This window comes from Persicirhabdus sediminis, assembly GCF_016595495.1.
In the GTDB taxonomy this organism is placed as follows: domain Bacteria; phylum Verrucomicrobiota; class Verrucomicrobiia; order Verrucomicrobiales; family Akkermansiaceae; genus Persicirhabdus; species Persicirhabdus sediminis.
Genome location: NZ_JAENIM010000044.1, coordinates 185,086 through 204,393, shown reverse-complemented (window position 1 = coordinate 204,393; position 19,308 = coordinate 185,086). Strand labels below are relative to the sequence as shown.

At 49.0% G+C, this 19,308-nt stretch carries 10 protein-coding genes; 1 reads left to right on the top strand and 9 read right to left on the bottom strand.

From position 1 onward, the window contains the following. Positions 1 to 5: 5 nt before the first annotated feature. The 9 genes from JIN82_RS14240 to JIN82_RS14200 form a co-directional block, all read right to left on the bottom strand. A complete protein-coding gene (locus tag JIN82_RS14240; RefSeq protein WP_200312331.1) occupies positions 6 to 4,460 on the bottom strand; it encodes a glucoamylase family protein in 4,455 nt (1,484 codons plus the stop codon). Between the two features lie 405 nt (positions 4,461 to 4,865). Beyond that, positions 4,866 to 6,044, bottom strand: a complete 1,179-nt coding sequence (locus JIN82_RS14235) for a cysteine desulfurase family protein (RefSeq protein WP_200312330.1) — start codon at positions 6,042 to 6,044, stop codon at positions 4,866 to 4,868. Positions 6,045 to 6,103: 59 nt separating this feature from the next. Continuing rightward, positions 6,104 to 6,775: a DUF4230 domain-containing protein gene (locus JIN82_RS14230; protein WP_200312329.1), complete on the bottom strand. Its 672-nt coding sequence runs from the start codon at positions 6,773 to 6,775 to the stop codon at positions 6,104 to 6,106. 78 nt (positions 6,776 to 6,853) lie between these two features. After that, a complete protein-coding gene (locus JIN82_RS14225) occupies positions 6,854 to 7,360 on the bottom strand; it encodes a septal ring lytic transglycosylase RlpA family protein (RefSeq protein WP_200312328.1) in 507 nt (168 codons plus the stop codon). Positions 7,361 to 7,446: 86 nt separating this feature from the next. Next, the gene (locus JIN82_RS14220) at positions 7,447 to 8,550 is read right to left on the bottom strand and encodes a glycosyltransferase family 4 protein (RefSeq protein ID WP_200312327.1); all 1,104 of its coding nucleotides are present in this window, start codon (positions 8,548 to 8,550) and stop codon (positions 7,447 to 7,449) included. Between the two features lie 9 nt (positions 8,551 to 8,559). Continuing rightward, positions 8,560 to 9,972, bottom strand: a complete 1,413-nt coding sequence (locus JIN82_RS14215) for a lysophospholipid acyltransferase family protein (RefSeq protein ID WP_200312326.1) — start codon at positions 9,970 to 9,972, stop codon at positions 8,560 to 8,562. A gap of 286 nt (positions 9,973 to 10,258) precedes the next feature. Next, the gene (locus JIN82_RS14210) at positions 10,259 to 14,773 is read right to left on the bottom strand and encodes an Ig-like domain-containing protein (protein ID WP_234042050.1); all 4,515 of its coding nucleotides are present in this window, start codon (positions 14,771 to 14,773) and stop codon (positions 10,259 to 10,261) included. Between the two features lie 392 nt (positions 14,774 to 15,165). Beyond that, positions 15,166 to 15,783: an N-acetylmuramoyl-L-alanine amidase gene (locus JIN82_RS14205; RefSeq protein ID WP_200312324.1), complete on the bottom strand. Its 618-nt coding sequence runs from the start codon at positions 15,781 to 15,783 to the stop codon at positions 15,166 to 15,168. 111 nt (positions 15,784 to 15,894) lie between these two features. Next, complete coding sequence (locus JIN82_RS14200; RefSeq protein WP_200312323.1) at positions 15,895 to 16,914, bottom strand: lysophospholipid acyltransferase family protein; 1,020 nt, start codon at positions 16,912 to 16,914, stop codon at positions 15,895 to 15,897. A 257-nt stretch (positions 16,915 to 17,171) separates the two neighbouring features. Here JIN82_RS14200 and JIN82_RS14195 point away from each other — a divergent pair, with 257 nt between their 5' ends. Next, a complete protein-coding gene (locus JIN82_RS14195; RefSeq protein ID WP_200312322.1) occupies positions 17,172 to 19,277 on the top strand; it encodes a VWA domain-containing protein in 2,106 nt (701 codons plus the stop codon). Positions 19,278 to 19,308 lie beyond the last annotated feature (31 nt).

Genomic DNA, 19,308 nt, shown 5'->3' with positions numbered 1-19,308 from the left:
TGCCATTAGAAAATCTCAGCAACTACGCGGATAAACAAACGGCTCTCGTTAGCATCCATGGCAAATCGATAGGTGACCTCTTGAAAATCACCGTCGATTTCTCCTGCGCTACGGCTGAGCTCTTTGATCTCAGACCAAGAGTCTAACTCCAATGTACTACTCTGGCTGAATGAGTAGCGAACACTTGGGTCGTTAATGCGCTCGAAAAAAGTAAACTCAATGACCCCGTCAACAACATCCACTTGCTGCATTTTGCCGTTATCGTGAGGGTTATTAGGGTCGCCACCAAATAGGTATTCCGCCAAGTTACTTACCCCGCTACCATCATCGTCACCATCGGGGCCTAGCTCCAGACCGTGCTCGTCAGACCACTCTCGATAAGGATCGGATGCCTCCGTCCAGTCAACTGCTAGCACACCACTGCTAGAAAAATCATCTCTATTCCACGCCAACCAGCTAATCAAAGGAGGTAGGTTCATTTGCGAAAATCCACCGCTCAGCTCACCTGAGAATAATGTGAAACGATCCCCCGCTTGCAATGAATCGCTGCCAGCTAACAAGCTAGCCGTCATCGCTCCAGCCAGCTGGATTTCAGGCAGACCAGCTATTGTCTTCACTTGGTCAGCCGATGTTTCCCCCATCGTTTTTTCCAGCTCGAAGTAACTATGTGAACCTGCCGTTAGCTGACTAGAAAAAGTGCCGTCTAGCAGCAATACATCACCGGCATACGAATTGCGAAAATCAAACCCCGTGGTCGTGAATGTTAGCTGGCTGAGGTCCATATCCGTATCGCCATACGCCGCTACCGAGCCACTACCTCCGATAGTTCCTATGCTCAATACCACCGGTCCATTGTCATCAATTCGATCCCACAGCAGCAGATTAGTACCATACAAAGATACATGTGATGTCTCACCTACTGTCGTTACGCTTCTCACTTTAAGATCTCCCTCGCGCACGGATACCCTGCCGTTGATTTTCACATGTGAGTCACCTAACGTAAGCGCCGCTGGCCCCAGTTTATCAAAATCACCTATTGTAGTTAGATTCCACCACAAACCAGTCTCAATATTACATGTGAAGCTAGCCCCCTCTGACCACAAGATAGACTCCTCACCACCTGAAGTCTTTTGCAGGCGACCTATAGAAGCATTGCTGCCCTCTTTTCGGTCTGTAGTGATTCCTGATAGCTTGATCTGGCCGTAATTGTTAAAGTTAAAGGTATTACTGCCAGACCCCTCTAGCACAAAATAAAGATGATCATAATTACCTGGATTCACATGACCCGTTAGACCGTTAATGTCAGCAGTCCAAGTATCCTCTAATAAACTAACTTCGAAAAGATTGGTCTCATCAATGCCAAAACCAGGCTGGCTGCCATTGAAGTCATAATAAAGGTCTACATCATGGTCGATGACCTCAACCACACAGCGAGTGCGAACGGTTTTGCCGTTTGAGCTCGCGCTCATTTCCATCACGTAGTCGCCTTGTTTGCTGAAGCTAGCTAGAACTTCAGATCCATTGGGACCATTAGGAAAATGCACTTCACCCACGCCGCTAACCATTTCCCAATGGTAGCTGATAGCATCACCATCAGGATCTACCGCTAGCGCGGATAAGCTTGTAGTTTCGCCTTCAAAAACCGTCCCTGGCGAGGCCTCGGCTAACTGGATGATAGCTGGATCTCTGTCCACCAAAGGAAGAATCTGCAATGAAAATGACTTGCTGCTCTGCTCACTGCCGTCATCAGCTAGCAGATCAATCTGCAAATCTCCAACATCATCTGCACTCGCTGTACCGATGAGTTCACACTGCCCGTCACCGCGGTCTATCAACTCCAGCCAGCTAGGTAAGTCATGGCTTGAAATGGTCATCTTGTCCCCATCTGCATCAGTAGCTAGCAGCTCCACACTAAATGATTCACCCACTCTAGCCATCGACACATTAGCTCCATGCCATTGTGGCGCAGAGTTTTGCCAAGACGGCTGGCGAAATGCAGTCACCGGGATACGTTGCATTTCATCCGCTGAGTCAGGCCCCTGATAATGCAATTTCAATTCGCTTGAGCCCCAATGGTATTTGTTGAAATAATCTAGCTGGAATTCATGGCTGCCAGCTGGCAAGTCTAACTCAACCGTAACGGTTCTAAGCGAAGCATGAAAACTACTTTCATCTATCACTACCTCACCATTAATGCTCAACACAGCGGCACGTTTGAGGTCTAAAGAGAGCGTATAGACACCACCCGTGTGGATCATCAAATGTCCCTCGTAGCGTTGACAAAAATCTTCCTCTTGGTTGCGCCAACGCTTTGAGGGTATTGGCACTACCTCCTCATCAATAGGCACTAAACTATCCAAATCGGGAAACTCATTTGTCCAGCTTCCTGGATCATGATAGAGCTTCAGCTTAAGCCCAGCTTCGGCATGCTGGCTCATACCTATACGCTCCATAGCATCGTGAATTGATCGGTTATTCATGTACAATTGCCATATTAACCCAGTCCGATAATTTTCTATCACTCCTGTCAGCATGTAAGCATCGATGCTACTAACATTCATGTTATACCATCCCTCTTGAATATTATAGCCAAAGGTGAAACCCAAAGAGTTATAGATCTTCTCACTGTGTTGATCGTACATATGCCTAATCGCAGGCAAACAAACCTCTGGGGCGTATGGCAGCATTCCTAGTACGCCATAAGGAGAAATATTACCCACATCGTTAGTCCATGGACGGTTATGAAAATAGGTATTATTGAGAACTACGGCATTTTGCCCCCATTCATTTTCGCCATAGTTAGGAAAGCCAAATGGATTTTCAATATGGTACTCACGGTGCGCCAACGTCACATTTCTAGCATTATTGAAATAATTTCCGTTATTGTCAGAAAAATTCGGATCCAATGTTAGGAGCGTCATGTAATCGTAAAACAATGCCCTCTCCAGGCTAGAAAACCAATGTCGATGTCCGTAGATTTTTGCACCATTTCTGTAGGACCCCCAGCCATCGTGCCAGCGCTCAGCAGGGATTGGGTGGGTAGGCGAAGCAATGGCGTGCAAATAGGAACCAGATGATTCGTGATAGCCACCGATCGTGATATTCCAGCCATCAGTCTCATTGTATCCCCACCATAAGCGACGAGCATCCGTTTCTTCCGCACGTAGTGCCCAGTACCAATCGATATCACGGTAGATTTGATCAGCTAGCTGGCGAATTTCTACTTCCTCAGCGGAAGATCCATTAAAATAGCTAGAAACGGTCAATAAACCCTGAACGAGAAAGGAGTTTTCACTAACATCGTAGTTGCCGCCAATTCGTTGTCCCGTATTGGAATCTAAAATATGGGCAAAAAAACCTTGGTAACGTTCCGCCTGATAGCTTAGAAAACGCACTCCTGTTAACACCCTTCTAGCAGCAGCCTCACGTGTGATATATTCACGCTCCACCATCACCGGCAAGGAGGCAAGAGTGAACCCGCTAGCACCAATATTCACCGAGCTCATTTGGTAATTATTAGATAGTCCACTTCTCGGGTTACTATTAATCCAATAACTTCCGCTAGTCGCTACCTGAACTGCTTCAAGAAACTCATCATCTGTCTCAGCTCTCGACGTAACCGTCCAATCATCGGATAGATATTCAATACCATTGATCAATGCACCAACACGGTAGACGTAGCTCACGTCATTCTCGCCCACATGATCACTGATAGCTGGTATGATTGCAGTTACGTAGTTATTTTCTATCAGCTCAAAGTCATCGCTACCAACCGACGCTCGGTAAACATTATAGCGGCTAAAACCAGTAGTCTGAGCGTTACTCCATCTTAAATCACAACGCTTTTCATGTCCGCTAGCCTGATAGATCTTCGGTCGCAATGAGGTATTTCTGAAATTATCTAAGGCCAGCGAGCCTGCCGCATCAGCTGTAAAACGGATAATAAACTTACCATTCGCCACTTCATCACTTACGGTCTCGGTGCGGAATGTTAGTGTATTCCAACAGTTGCTTTTCAAACCTGTGATGTTGGAGAATTCTCCTAGTCTATCGTGTGATAAGCTAAGCTGCTGAGGAATAACCCCCTCATTAAAAATATAACAATCCAGCTGCAGTCGATGCTCATTGGCAAAGGGAATGAGATCGCGAATATAATCAATGCTGATCTCGTACGTGCCAGCGGCCTGCCAGCTCAACACCATACTGTAATCCCCTTCCGCTACGTAGGGTGCTCCACTATGCTCACTGCGGCTAAGTCGAGCCTCTAGCCCATCTCCAATACTTATTTCTACGCCAGCAATCTCCTCTGCTTCGAATCCATATAATGTGGTCGAGTTAGAGAGCTCCGAAGCCGTATTAATATCATAATACTCCGGCGGTGACGCCAACACACCATATATTGCTAGAGAGCTAAACAAAGCCACTAGAGCACAAAGATAATTTGTATTTTTTTTCACCATGAACATGCGCAATATGAGTCATTTTTGCAGGATAAAAATGACTTCTTCAGCAGCTGCAAACATGCCTCCTCAAACATGACATCTGACTTTTTTAGAAGATGCTGGATCTCGTCTAGATCTACCCTAGAGCCTTGTTAATCAACTCACGCAAAGATATCAAGATGATAGCCATAGGCGAAAGCAGCATCATGACTCAGCGTGCAAACGAACTCAACCCATTCTTCAACACCACCCCTGTCAGATGACGCTGAAAAGCCTGATGTTAAAGGCTTCAGTTGCCCATTACACAGAAGTGTTAGGAGACGCGCTCGAAAAACAAACGATTGACGTCCGGCAGAAAACGCATGAGTTTTGAGCACCTCACGCTACCCGTATACAAATACTTATAGCCAGATTCCAGCTGCATTATGTGTACACAATCACTGGCCCGACACCACTCCCACCCTGCACCGAGCGTAGCTTATTAACGGCCTTTTTGACCGCTTCCACAGCGGCGTCCACTTGCTCTCTCTCAGTAAAGATAGAGAACGAAATGCGCAAGCTGCTCTTAGACTGAGCGGAGCTCAGGCCCATCGCCGTCTGCACGTGTGACGGTTTGGTTTTCCCCGTCATGCAGGCACTTCCAGCTGAGCAAAGTACTCCGTATTCCTCTAACAAAATCAACAAACCTGACGCATCACATTTCTCAAATGATAGATGCGAGGTACTCACTGCACGGTGCTCAAGACTGCCATTAACCCGCACACCAGTTAGCTCGGCTAACAAACGACTTTCAAAATGATCTCTCAGCTGGCGAACACCAGCGTGCTGGTCATTATCCAGCCGGGATTTCATAATCTCAGCAGCCTTGCCGAGGCCAACGATAGAAGCCACATTTTCGGTACCACTACGGTGGCCAGCTTCTTGCCCGCCACCACGCAGCATCGGCTGAAACCTGACGCCACGGCGAATATATAAGGCGCCGACGCCTTTGGGTGCGTGAAATTTATGTCCCGAGAGCGACAACATATCGACTGGTGTTTTTTGCACATCGACGGGCATTTTCCCCACCGCCTGAATGGCATCGGTATGCAGCGGCACGCCGAGCTCACGCGTCAGCGCAGAAACTTCATCCATCGGCTGTATCACACCTGTCTCATTATTAGCCCACATGATGGAGCTGAGCGCCACATTGCCGGCGCGCAGACTTTCTTCATAAGCTAACAAATCGAGTCGCCCGTCATGGCCAACGGCAACTTTCTCCACATCGTAACCCAGCTGGGCGTAGTACTCAGATGGTCGCAAGATCGCAGAGTGCTCAATCGTACTGGTCACCAAGCGTTTTTTCTTCCCCGCCATGTCTATCAGAGATGCCAGCGCTGCATTGTTAGACTCCGTACCACAGCCGGTGAAAACTATCTCGTCTGGCTGGGCATTGATCAAAGCAGCCACCTGCTCACGCGCCTGGCTGAGCGCCTGCTTTACCAGCTTACCAGCCGCATAGCCGCTAGATGGATTGTGCCAGTGATCGCGCAAATAGGGCAGCATGGCATCCACCACTTCTGGGTGAATCTGGCTGGTTGCGTTGGAGTCTAGATAAATCACGGCTGATCAATAACACAGCCAGCTAGTAATTTCCAGTGCCATTAGGCCGACGGCTTCGCTTATGGTAGCTGTTCTTCCCACAGCAGTTGGCCATCCATTAGATCGCGAAATCTCTGCCGTAAGATACCGCTAGCCTCGTCCATAATATCGCTGTTTTCAGCATCGCGGCGGGCTTGGTTTTTCAACGCATTAAAGGCTCGCAAATGGTCTTCGCTAGATAGCTGGTTGATGATGCCACCCTGTGAGTAGTAGATTTCAAAATCTCCAACAGGCTCGACGCTGAGCACTTTTGCCTCGGGAAAATCTCCACTCATGCGACCGTCAATAATGCTCCACTGGCCGCCCGCGCTGAGATCAAATCCAGCTTTGACAAGAAAGTCTCCCCTAACGATAAGCATTTTCTCACTGCCCCACCACTGGGTTTTGTATTTCACAATCACCTGCGTCTTGCGCTGGCAGACAGCTAACTCTTCGATCTTTGCTTTTGCTAGAACGGCGGTATTCCCCTTGATCTCTACCTTCTCATTAAACACGATACCCATCGCAGAGGCCGCCTTTTCTATCAAGCTGATCCCGCGGCTGGCACTATCATGCACTGGCTTGGCAACAAAAAAGTGGAAGCAGGAAAATCCAACAACCATTAGCAGCGCGACGCCACCACAGAGCGACCAAATCACCGTGTGAGGTGACCGTCGAGACTCACTCTTCTCAGTTTGTTCATAATCTGCCATGATGGTAATTTGACTAAAATCACCGCCGCTGTCGCGTCTAAAATCTACCGATCTTCCGCTAACTGGCTGGCTCGCATCCTAGAACAGGCCAAAGAACCACTTCTTCTTCACCTTGCGCTTGTACTTGCCGTCGCCCACGCTAACAGTTTCCACCCTCACCCTAGCTAGACCATCTTTATGAAATCCCAACTTCTTGGCCGCACGTGGCGTTAGGTCGATAATGCGCCCTTTGATAAATGGCCCGCGATCGTTAACACGCATCTTCAGCGATTTACCATTCTGCAAGTTAGTTACCTTCACCTCAGCTGGAAGCGGCAGTGTTTTGTGGGCTGCGGAAACGTGCCACGGATAGACTTTTTCACCTATCGAGGTATTGCCGCGCTTGAGCCCTAAGAAGCTAGATTCATCGTACCAAGAAGCAATGCCCTCTTCTTTATAACGTAGTGCCTGATCCACACTCATCGGCTGATAGCGCACGCCTTTGATCGTATATGGACGCTGCATGTAGCCATTGTATCCACCTCCGCAAGATGCTAACAAAAGAGGAACCATCACAGCTATGAGCAAAAGTCTGAACCATTTCATGACTCATTTCATGCGGACTATCTCCCACAATTTCAAGCCTAAAGGCACGCCAAGCGTTTGGTCTAGCTAGAAAATAAAACCTCCAGCTAGGCTAACAACTCGTTGTAAACCTCGACCGTCTGGCTGAGCATTCTCTCTAGCGTGAATGGATTCTTCTCCTCCAGCGCGGGCATACCATTAATCAACCAGCCATCTATCATCTGGGCAGCCTTTTTCGCATCACCAGAGGCACATTTTCCAGCTGGAAAAATGGCACTCAAGATTTCTCCAACACCACCGTGTTCGTATCCCAGCACAGGCGTTCCCAAACACAGCGCTTCTAGAGTCGTACGACCGAATGACTCTGGCTGCGATGTTAACGAGAGCACAACGTCCGACATGGCGAGAATCTCTCGCAAGTCAGAACGGTGACCAGTGAAGGTCACCGATTCAGATAGACCCGCCTGAGCGACCATCTGCTTGAGCTCATCGAGGTATGCTTGCTTGCGTGGATGAGCCCCGCCAGCAATCACTCCGTGAACGGCTGAGTGACGTTTTTTCAGCTGAGTTAGAATTTGTAAAAAATCACTATGCCCTTTGAGGCGAGTGATGCGGCCAGGTAAGGTGAGTAGTACCTTGCCCTTAGTCTCAGGAAAATCAGCATACCATTGGTGGCGCCAGCTCTTTTCAGGTAAATGGCCAAACTGGTAGTCCGTTGGATCCACGCCACGATGCACCACACGAATCAACTCAGACTGAGTTTTAGGGTAGTTCGTTAGGATGTACTCCTTCACGCTATCAGAGACAGCGATGACCCGCTCACCGCAGGTCATGATCTTAGAGTAGGCATTGACCGAATAGAAGCCATGCACCGTACTCACCAAACGTGGCCGGCTAGCTGGATCCATCTTGCGCCATGCTAGATAGGTAATCCATGCTGGCACACGTGAGCGCAGGTGCACAATGTCTGGTTGCTCGCTCTCTAGCAGCTTACGCATCACCTTCACCTGGGTGAGTGAACTGAGCGATTTTTTATGCACTGGCAGCTGAATATGACGGCAGCCAAATGATTCCAGCTCGTCGACCAACCTTCCGCCGTTAGAAACTACTAGAGCTTCATCGCCTCGGCCTACCAGATACTTTGCTAGCTCGAGCGTTCCACGTTCGACGCCACCAGATTCTAACTCTGGCAATATTTGCAATACCTTCATCTATGAAATTCAATTAGTTTTGGTTTGATGACGCATGCCATTGCGCGTGCACAGCTCGATATAATACTCTTCAGAACCGAAGGCGATTTCTGGCTTAGGAGGATGCGGGAAGCTGAGAAACTCACGCATTGTTGGGTCATCATAGCCACAGATTTTCGTATCTGGCAGCACGTCTCGCAAGACACGAGCATAATCAGCGCGGGGCTCAAACATCAAAATAACCTCGACACCTTCAACGTGTCGCTTGCTGAATGACTCCAGCTCGTCTCTGTCCTGAAGTGCCCGATTGCTTAATGGAAAAATATCTAACTCGGCATCGTATCTGCGCAGCCACTCGACGTGCTCAGCCTGCACCAAACAATGCACACAAGCGTCTGGGCGGAAATGTTTCATCTCCGCAACAGCTGGCATGGCTGCCTCCAGCTGCGATCTATCAGCTGGCAGAAATAGATAAACGTGAAATGGCTGCAATACCGCATCCTTAGCGATAAACATGCCGCGCTTGCTGTACTGACCAAGCGGCAACCAGCGGTCTAACTTCCACCTATCTTGCAGCCAGAAGTAATCTCTAGGCGAAACTCTGATAGATTGTTCCACAGCATTACCCATTTCAGCGCTCAGCTCACGGATTCCTTTGCCCTCAGCATCAATCGGCGGCTGGAACTTGATTTTCCACATGCCATCTTCAGTGGTCTCTAGCGAGAGTGCCACCATGGCAGCTTTTGATCGTTTGTGAAGCACGGCTGGCAGCGGGCTCACTGATGTTAGTCTTTCGAAAAATGATACCGCCACGCCATGGTGGCCACCGCGTTGATCCGCCAGAATGCCTAACATTCCACCTTCTTTCAAGTGATCAGTCATCGCTGAGAGCGCTGCGCCCTTAGCAAAAACCACCGTGCCCTTGCGTGAGCGGCGGCGCTTGATCAGCTCGTTCATGTACGGGTTGTTGAGCGGGCGATAGAGCGCACCAGGTTTAGTCTCAGGGCTCAGCATGGCACCCAGCTGAGCGAGGATTTCCCAATTGCCCATATGGCTGAGAAATAAAATCACGCCAGTACCTTTTTCCTGGGCTTTTTCAAAATGTTCGACCCCTTCGATTTCGACAATTTCCCGCAGTTGCTCTATCGTCATCAGCGCGGTTTTCATCGACGCTAACATATTTGCCCCCGTATATTGGAAGGCTTCTATCGACAGGTCTTTGATCTGCGATTCATCCATTTCATGGCAATAAGCAATGCGCAGGTTACGCAACACATTGCGCCTACGTTTCGGCAAAACTAGCCAGCTGATCCCGCCCAGCGCGAGGCCGAGCTTGAACACCGTCTCAAGCTTCATCAAACTGAGAAAGAATTCTAAAATACGTATAACAACGTATTCAAACTTCCAGCTCAGCCTTTTTATCCATGGGTACTTTTTCCTCACAACTCTGACAACCCGGCTGGCATCCTGCCGCGGGTGGGCGCAGCATACACTTACCTACCTATAGCTGTCACGCAAGAAGGCTCGAACTGGCGATTCCAATTCCGCCAACAAACCGCAACAGAGCACCACGTATATCAGCTAGCTCGGCAAGCATTCTGCCAGTAAATGAAATGGGGGCACCAGCGCAATTAGCTGCGCCCGTGCCCCCATCATGGCTCAAAAATGAGCCCTCACATGAGCCAGCTGGCTGAAGATTAAACCAGCTAACTCATGCTTCATGATCTGATCATGGTGTCTCTCTAGTGAGATGAATATTATCAAATGCAATCACCTCATCGGCAGTCACCGCAGAGCTATCTAGACGTTCTCCGGCACAGAAAATGCGCAATCTCGTCTCCTTAACATCACGTTTTCTCAATGCCAAATACAGCTGCTGCTTGGTATTGGCTATTTCCAAGCTATCACCATTAACCTGTCTGATATAGGTATAAGGAAATTCATCTTCGTCGTCATCCATACGCGCATAGATGTTAGCCATCGAACCTTCTAGGTTTTTAGTAGCTACATCCACTCGCAATACATAACGAGTACCGATTGGATCCTGTGAAATGTCCAAATATTGAGGCTGAATATTAGCCTTTCCTGTCATTGTCACTGGTAGAGTCAGCTTAGCGGCAAAGTTTCCTTCGCAAACCAAATCCTCCTCATCTGTGATCGCCCAGCTACTTCCATTAGGTGAATAGGTACCCCAGTGAGCTAAAGAACCTTGCTCAAAACCCTGATTTTCCATCACAGCTTCAGCTCCCACTCTAACTAGGCTAAATTCATCCCAAGCATATCGTTCGGTCTTAACTGGGGTCTCTCCTGTTAGCTGGAGCACCATATAAATATGAAGATGAGTCGCGCCAGCTGGTCGCAGCGTGCTGATTTCAAATTCATCTCTAGGGTTTAAGACACTAACACGGTTTTCACTTTCAATCCTCTCACCGATGATGCCATTTGTTGGATCAGCATCATTATCCCATTCAATGGCAATGAATGCTTCACCATTAGCAGCATCTTGCACGCGACCCAGCGCGCCAATGATAAAGGCAGTCTCATCCCATTCGTCAGAAAGCTCGATGGTCTGATAGGCTCCGCCTTCGGTCACTGTTTCACCTGGCGCCAGGTTCATCATAAAGCTCCGGCCCACTAGGTTGAGGAACTCACCATTGCCGCAGTAGGAGGCATAACCACCATATCGCGTCCAGTGGTTCCACACGCCTTCCGCATTATGGTTAGGGATTGGGATAAACCGGCCCTCTGGTTCAGCCAAGGTGTACTCAGCATGTGATCTACCGTATTCAAAGCTAAACGGTGCATACTGGAAGCCGTACGATGTCCATGTCTCCCAGCCGTCATCAGAGCCCAATACACGGCGCGAGATCAGCTCAGAATAATCTAACTCCACTTCACCGCTTACACCGGTTCCTACACTTAGGTCTTTATAAGTTTCTCTAGCAAAGACGCGGTCTACCACCCCTGGTTCTAGCAACTCAGCCAGCCCAAACATAGCGAAGGCTGAATCTGGCAGAGCGATATCCCCCATCACAAATGATGGGACTTCATTAGAATACCTAGTCACAATGTTAGCGCCATTTGGGAATGCATCTGAGCCGCTCAGCAGCTGGCGGCGACCATCGCGGTACGCCATGTATGCTGCCACAGCTGGAATCGTATTTTGATCCAGCATGGAGAACCCTAAGAGAGCAGGGAAATGACTCACTGTATCTGGATGTCTATTCAGATCATCTGCATTGTATCCACTAGTATTTACCCCAGCTGAAAATACCGTTAAATAGGCAGGTGCATTATCGTCAGTCCATGCATTGAAGCTTGCCAGTGTATTGCTGAAATCTTGCTTCCACAATGGATCATTGCGCCAAACCGTCATTAGCTGACGCGGGTACATGCCAATAAAGGCCGCATGACCCGAATGCAAAATTGGCTCATCAGCTAGATAGTGGTCATACTGATTATTTTCTCTATCACGCCAATAATACTCAAATGAATGCGCCGTCATTGGATCCAGCGCAGCCATCAGCTCAGCATAGCCGTGGTTTTCCACTCCTGGTCCCCAGCCACCGTTATTGCGCGGCCCAAGGTCATCTGCTAGAGGTCCGCACATGCCACGAGAAAAGACGTATTCACGTTTATTCTTCTGTCTGCCAATGATGCTCTGCACAGCAGCTACAATCCTTTCGTTAGAAGAATAATATTCTCCCGCGCGCAGTGCCGCCACCACGATTTTCTGAGTAGAAAACGGGTTGGTAAATGGATCATCACCACTCCATGTTGGCGCACCAGTATCTTTATCATACCAATGGTGGAACTCACCATCTGGCGTTGTTTCAGCCACAATGCCATCAGCAGCTAGGCCAGCCCAGCGCACGAGAATTTTTTCTACCAATTGCTCGGCATCATCGTCACCATTCAGCTCATCAGCTAACATCAGCATCAATACCGCCCAGCTGGCAGTATCCGTTGAAGGTGGATGAAATCGATTTCTGCCATCACGAACTTGGGCATCTATCACCCAGCCTTCTGGCTCGCCATCGGGCCAGCACAATGTTTTCGCCAAGTTGATGTATTGATTAAATTCATCCGCCAGCCAGCTATCAAAATCCATCCTTTCATCTGCTGCCGCGCTAATGATGTATGGCGCAGTAGAAGCTAACATTAATCGTCCACAAGCCGTGGCGGAGATATCAATACTCAGAGAAGTCCCTGTAGATTCGTAAACCTGCTGGTTGGTAATTTCTCCTCCAGCTTGCAAATCTGCCATCGGCACCACTTGAATATCGCCGTTCATCTGCAACAAATATAACCCTTCGTCGCCCTCAGCTCCAAACACCCTAGCAAAGGTAATTGCCTTAGTTGTTGGGCATGACATCAAGGTTTGCGCTACTAATTCAGAATCATTAGTTAGATCGAGACGACTCAATACCGTTTGAGTAGAAACATATAGCTGATCATTAGCAATATCAGCAGTTAGGCCGGTAACACCATTTGCTCCAGCTACATTGATAGATTCAACAAATGTACCTTCGACATCGTTCATTTGCGCAAGATATCTAAGTACTTGGTTGTCCTGTGTGCCTACAAAAAGTTCCCCCCCCACGTGACAAACAGGCACTCCAATATCGTACATCAGCTCATCCGCTAGGTCAACTTGGGCAAACAGTCGCAATTCATTCAAATTATGATTGTAGGCAAGGATAGCATCTTTTGGCTCCCCTCCATTAGAGGAGCTCGGGCTCCCAATCAGCGTAATGAATAGCTGACGACCAGAGGCTGTGAAAGCCATGCCAGCTGGACCATAATCATCACCAGAGAAATCTAACCATGGTGCTGCTTGTTTCATGGCAGCGGCATCAATCCGAGCAAGTTCATTGCCATCAATGTCATTGATGACCACAGAATTACTCACCCGCTCAGCATGGGCATACAGGCCCGCATAGGGAGCTGCGGCTACTGCGCTCACTCTGGTTCCAAATTGGTGGTTCCAGCTGAGATATGGCAGTGAACCGGTCACCGCGCTGATAGAAATTTCTAGCATAGTCGTATCAGTGAGTTTACCATCAGATACTTGAACTTCCATGCGATGGAGCCCGAGATCAAATGAACTAGGTGTACCAGATAGACTACCATCACCAGCTAGCGACAACCAGCTCGGACCTGATAGTTTAGAAAAGGTCAGTGGGTCACCATCGGGGTCAGTAGCAAAGGAAGCAATGCTTTCGCTATAAAGTGCATTTTCAGTGCCCCCAGCCATCACGTACAAATCTTCGCCAAATTCAGGTGGTTTGTTAGCCGCCTCAATCGTCAAGCTCACAGTCGCCGAAGCGGTGCCGCCGTTACCATCACTGATCGTATAACTGAAGCTATCGTCGCCCACAGCGCCCGTATTGGGAACATAGGATACCAGCTGACCATCAGTAGATGTTGCGCCTAAGTTGGCTGCAGCTACTTCAATGATCGTCAATTCATCACCATCTGGATCACTATCGTTAGCCATTACATCTATAGAAATTGGCTGGTTTTCTATAGTGACGATGCCAGTAACATCTTCAGCAATAGGTGGTGAATTTCTGTGTACATAGGAAAAAGTCATATCATCAATCATACATGAACATGCACTACCACTGATAATCTCACTCCCAGTCGTCCAAGAAACCATGACTCTAGCGGTCACCGCATTTTCTGGCGCCACCTGTGCGAAGTCTACTAACTCCCAACTATAAACCGAGCTCAGCTCAATGTTCTGGCTAGCTCTAGATATTTCCACCCCAGCATCATCGAGCCAAATCATCGCCATTTCTACCGCCGAGCCATTGCGCTTAAAGTTTTGCTCAAACTTAAACCAGCCGCCGAGATTGTATTCTCCGCCACCAACGATCGCTACATCTTGATAGAATGAACTCGCTGTATTTGCCTGCCACGCTTGCAACCAAACCCCTTGATCACCGCTGTGACGCGCCCAAGCAGATGATTGAATCAGCTGCCGATTGCCCTGCTCAGACCAATCACCGCTGGCCGATATGGCTGTCGCGCCAACTGGTAGCTCAAACCCCTCATTGACTAACAAATTCACTCCATCTTGAGGAGTCTCCCCCACTAGATATTGATTTAAACTGGTACCCGTATCAATCGTACTGGCCACCTCAGTGGCCAGCGCATGGCTACTCGCTAGAGCCATTGCCGCAGCTAAACTCGCCACCTGTCGATATGCTATCGAACCTCTCATCATCATGTGTTTCATAGATCTGTCTCTTTACCCCCCTGATTGTTAGGAAGAATTGCTGATTACAGATGTAAATATCCTATCCATAATACTAGTAAAATTTGACATACAGATATGCCGTTTGGGTGTCAAATAGATACAATAAACCCACTAACGAAAGTCAGTTAGCAGGCAAACAATTAAAGCGAAAATACTAAAAATGCATCATGCTGCATTTTCTAACGGAAGCTGACAGAATCGCTCGATGCGTTCACCAGAGCAATCACCTCAAGCAGCTTTACATCAACTAGTTAGGCAATAACAAACCCCGAGATTGATAAAGCTCTACATCGTTGGGCAGAGTGCTTAGCTAAGGAAAAACGATTTAGCCTCGCTGTTTCAAACAGATAACTTGATTTCCAACAATCTAACTAAGGCATCTTACGATACTGCAGGATGCCATAAGCGATGGCGCGGGCAACACGCCACTGGAATGCTTCTGAACTGAAGCGGCGGCGCTCAGCAGGATTGCTGAGGTAGGCGACTTCTATCAATGCGGCAGGACAAGCAGTCTTGCGCAGCACGTAGAAATCTTTTTTGCGAATGCCTCTATCCTTGAGGTTGAATCGCTTTTGTAGCTCACGGTGAATTGGTGTGGCTAACTTTTTCCCTTCTGGGCTGTAGTAAAACGACTCCAATCCGTAGACTGAAGTATTGGTATGGGCATTGTAGTGAAGGCTAACGAAAATAGCATTGCGATAGCGAGTGGAAATGTAAGCACGGCGCTGGAGCGAAACAAATAGATCACTGCGCCGCGTCATCACAACGGGAACGCCGTTAGCCTTGAGCCGAGACTCCACTTTTTTGGCCAGCTTGAGCGTCATTTCTTTCTCACGCACGCCGCCCCACAGGCAGCCTTTATCACTGCCGCCATGGCCAGGATCCAGAATCACACGATCAAAATTGCGAGCGTCCAGTTGCCCAGATGCTAGCATCAAACTGGCCAGTGCCAGATAAATCGAATAAGTAATGGAGTGATAGAAATTCATGTTAAATCGAGCCCACAGCTAGACCATAGTCCAATGATGTCAATATTACGTCAATGCGTAATTTACGTCATGCTGACAGATGCCACCGATTTATGCGTCATTACCAGCTAGTTAGCTGTCGACTGGCTGGCCAAAGATTTCTTCTTCTTTGGCGCTGAAATCATCATTCCGCCTAGCATAGCTCGGGTATGAATCACTTTTCCATTTGGATAGATAGCGCCAATGTTTGTACATCCACATCCACGGTGCTGGATCTTGAGAAATATGTGGTTCCAGCACATCCCAGATCTGCTGAGTGACCTGCTGGAGGTCCGCTCCTTTGGCAAAATACATCGGTTTCAGCACTAGTAGCTGGTTGCGCCCGGTGTCGTCAAATCGCGAAATAGATGGAACTACTGGAGCTCCTGTGCGCGTAGCTAACAATGCCTGTAAAAGCGGCACAGACACTTTCAAACCAAAATACTCAACGATGGTTGACGCGCTATTTACTGGCACATTAAGGTCTGCTAGGAAGGCGCAATGATCGTGACGTTTGAGAGTTTTCAGCAGCTTGATCATGGCTCTATCTTGGGAAATAATTTCGTGACCAGAACTCTGCCTAACGTTCTTAAAAATATCTGTCAGGCTAGGGTTTTTAAAATCCTCCGCAATGATCGTTAGTTTGGCTCCCATGCAAGATGCTGCCAGAGCCGTCCACTCAAAGTTAGCGTAATGCGGGGTCATCCAGATGGCCCCTTCATCTAGCGCCTTTTGTGTCGCCGCTTCATCTTCCAGTTCGATATCGATGTATTTTTGATAATTCTCGTGGGTCACATTAGGCGACCAAAACAGCTGCAAAAAGGTCAGCGCAAACTCGCGGTAACTGCGCAAAATCATATCTTTACGTTCGTTTTCATCAAAACGATTGGCAAAGGCGACTTGCAGGTTTTCCAGCGCACGCTCACGGCCCCGGCGATCCACACGATAACCAATGCCTCCGAGGAAATCAGCCACTGGTTTGAGCGCCCAAAATGGCAATGCTCCACCGATAGCTACCAGCGCATGAAGCCCTAGCCATTCGCCCTTCAGCCTTTGTCGCTTCGGCCACGAGATCTTTCTCCCCCCCTTGGTATGTGTTGGTATTTCTATCATTTTCAGCTAGTTGCCTGCCAGCTGTATGGGCCGGCTGACAGGTGGGCGAAACTAGCCCTCACACCAGCTCTGGTCAACTCATTAGCCGCACCGCTCAGCGCCTCCAGCTAGCCGTGGTGAAGAAAATATCTAGCAAAACAAATTTCTCCTTTGGCATTTTGCCAAATGGGTTCTATTTTCCGCCCATCGATAGCACCTATATACAATTCGCCGAGCCCAATTGGTTTATCGCGCTAGCAGCCATACCACTGATCATCGTGGTCGCGGTCATCGCTGCGCGCAAACAAAGCAAAGCCTGGCTCTCACTCGTCGCCCCGCGTCTACGTGACCGTTTGGTCAAACGCCGGCCCCCCTTCATGAAATGGTTAGCATTCACCCTTGCGCTATGTGGATTTGCCCTGCTCTGCCTAACGATGGCACGCCCATTCCACGGTCACGAGGAAGTCACATCTACCACGCGCTCGCGCAACATCATGATCAGCATCGACACATCGCGGTCCATGCTCGTGGAAGATGTTTCGCCAAATCGTTTGGAAGCCGCCAAAGCCATCGCCCTAGAACTTCTAGCCGCCAGCCCACAAGATCGTGTTGGCGTGATGGTCTACGCTGGCGAGTCCATGATCATTGCGCCGCTCACTATCGACCACAATGCGGTGCGCGAAACCATCAGCCAGCTAGATACCGACTACATCCCGATGGGCGGCAGCAACATGGACCGCATGGTAGAAATGGCGATGGATAGTTTTAAAAAATCCGGCCACTCGCGCAATGCGCTTGTCATCATTGGCGACGGGGAAGATTACTCAGAAAACATCGACTCCACCATCAAACAAATCCGCGAGAGCTCACACCTCATCTGCAGCGTGGCTGTAGGCACCGAGCGCGGTGGCATCATTCCTGATCCGCGCCAGCGCGATGGTAAATTCCGCGATTTCCGTGGCCAGACAGTACTCAGTAAAATGGAAGTTAGCCCACTCAATGAACTCGCCGCCGCCTCTGGTGGACCATTCATGGGAGCCACTGCAGATACGGTAAAACAAATCACTCAGGCAATCTCCGCCATTGATGCCGAAGAAGAAAAAGACCGTGTGCGCACCATCCCGCTAGAGCGCTACCAATGGGCATTGCTGCCCGCCGTCATCCTGCTTTTCCTCTCCGTGCTCGCCACTATGAGCTTCGCGCGTCGCGGCCAGCCAGACGCACCAGCCCAGCCAGCCAGAAAAGCTAACAAAAAGCCAATTCTCAGCGCCTTGGCTATAGCAGGCATCACCCTAGCAGCCACTAGCCAGCCGGCCCATGCTGCGGGAAAAGTCGTCGCCGCCAAAGCCGCATTAGAAAAACAAGACTACCAGCTAGCGCTCAGCCTGCTAGCTGAAGCTAACGACTTAGGCAACGCCGAGCGCCGTGCGCAGATTGATTTTGCCGAGGGTACAGCTCACTACAAGTTAGGCGACTTACGATCCGCCGCAGATTCATTTTCCAGATCACTGCTCAGCCAGAATAATCAGCTGCAATCCGAATCTTATTACAACCTCGGCAATACACTCTTCCTTCAGGGGTGGCAGAGGATTGGCGTCAAAGACCTCAGCAAACCAGCTGAAGCATTCACTGAATTTGTCACCAAAGATGCTAAGGACAACAAGGGCGAAGGCACCAAAGAGCTCATCGGCCTATGGGAGAGCGCGCTGCAGCAATACCAACAATCCAGCCAGCTAAATGCCAGCCACAGCGCCGCTGCCACCAATGCCAAAGAGGTAGAAAAATGGCTGCAGTTGCTTAAAAATACCAAGGTTCAAGAGGAGATGGAAAACCCTCAAGATCAGCAGGATCAAGATCAACAGAACCAAGATCAACAGAACCAAGATCAACAGAACCAAGATCAGCAGAACCAAGATCAGCAGAATCAAGATCAGCAGAACCAAGATCAGCAGAATCAAGATCAACAGAATCAGGATCAGCAGAACCAAGATCAGCAGAATCAGGATCAACAGAATCAAGATCAGCAGAACCAAGATCAGCAGAATCAAGATCAGCAGAATCAAGATCAACAGAATCAAGATCAACAAGAAGGCCAAGAGGGCGATCAGCAAGAAGACCAAGAGGGACAACAACAAGACGGCCAGCAACAAGAAGGACAAGAGGGGCAACAACAAAACCAACAAGGCCAAGAGCAGCAGGGAGAAGGGCAAGAAGGCCAACAACAAGACGGTCAGCAAGGCATGGAGGCGCGCCAGCTCTCTGAGCAAGAAATGGAAGCCGCCCGCGAGCATGCTCGGCAAATACTCGAGGCCAACTCTGATTTAGAAACCAAACCTATCAGACGACGCAACCGATGGCAGCGCCAGCCAAAACAAGACTGGTAAAATAACCAGCCGGCTCCAGCCATCCATTATT

What these genes read in the sequence shown, in the direction of transcription:
- JIN82_RS14240 (WP_200312331.1), bottom strand. Translation starts at nt 4,460, where the DNA reads ATGGTGAAAAAAAATACAAATTATCTTTGTGCTCTAGTGGCTTTGTTT.
- JIN82_RS14230 (WP_200312329.1), bottom strand. Translation starts at nt 6,775, where the DNA reads ATGGCAGATTATGAACAAACTGAGAAGAGTGAGTCTCGACGGTCACCT.
- JIN82_RS14225 (WP_200312328.1), bottom strand. Translation starts at nt 7,360, where the DNA reads ATGAAATGGTTCAGACTTTTGCTCATAGCTGTGATGGTTCCTCTTTTG.
- JIN82_RS14220 (WP_200312327.1), bottom strand. Translation starts at nt 8,550, where the DNA reads ATGAAGGTATTGCAAATATTGCCAGAGTTAGAATCTGGTGGCGTCGAA.
- JIN82_RS14210 (WP_234042050.1), bottom strand. Translation starts at nt 14,773, where the DNA reads ATGAAACACATGATGATGAGAGGTTCGATAGCATATCGACAGGTGGCG.
- JIN82_RS14205 (WP_200312324.1), bottom strand. Translation starts at nt 15,783, where the DNA reads ATGAATTTCTATCACTCCATTACTTATTCGATTTATCTGGCACTGGCC.
- JIN82_RS14200 (WP_200312323.1), bottom strand. Translation starts at nt 16,914, where the DNA reads ATGATAGAAATACCAACACATACCAAGGGGGGGAGAAAGATCTCGTGG.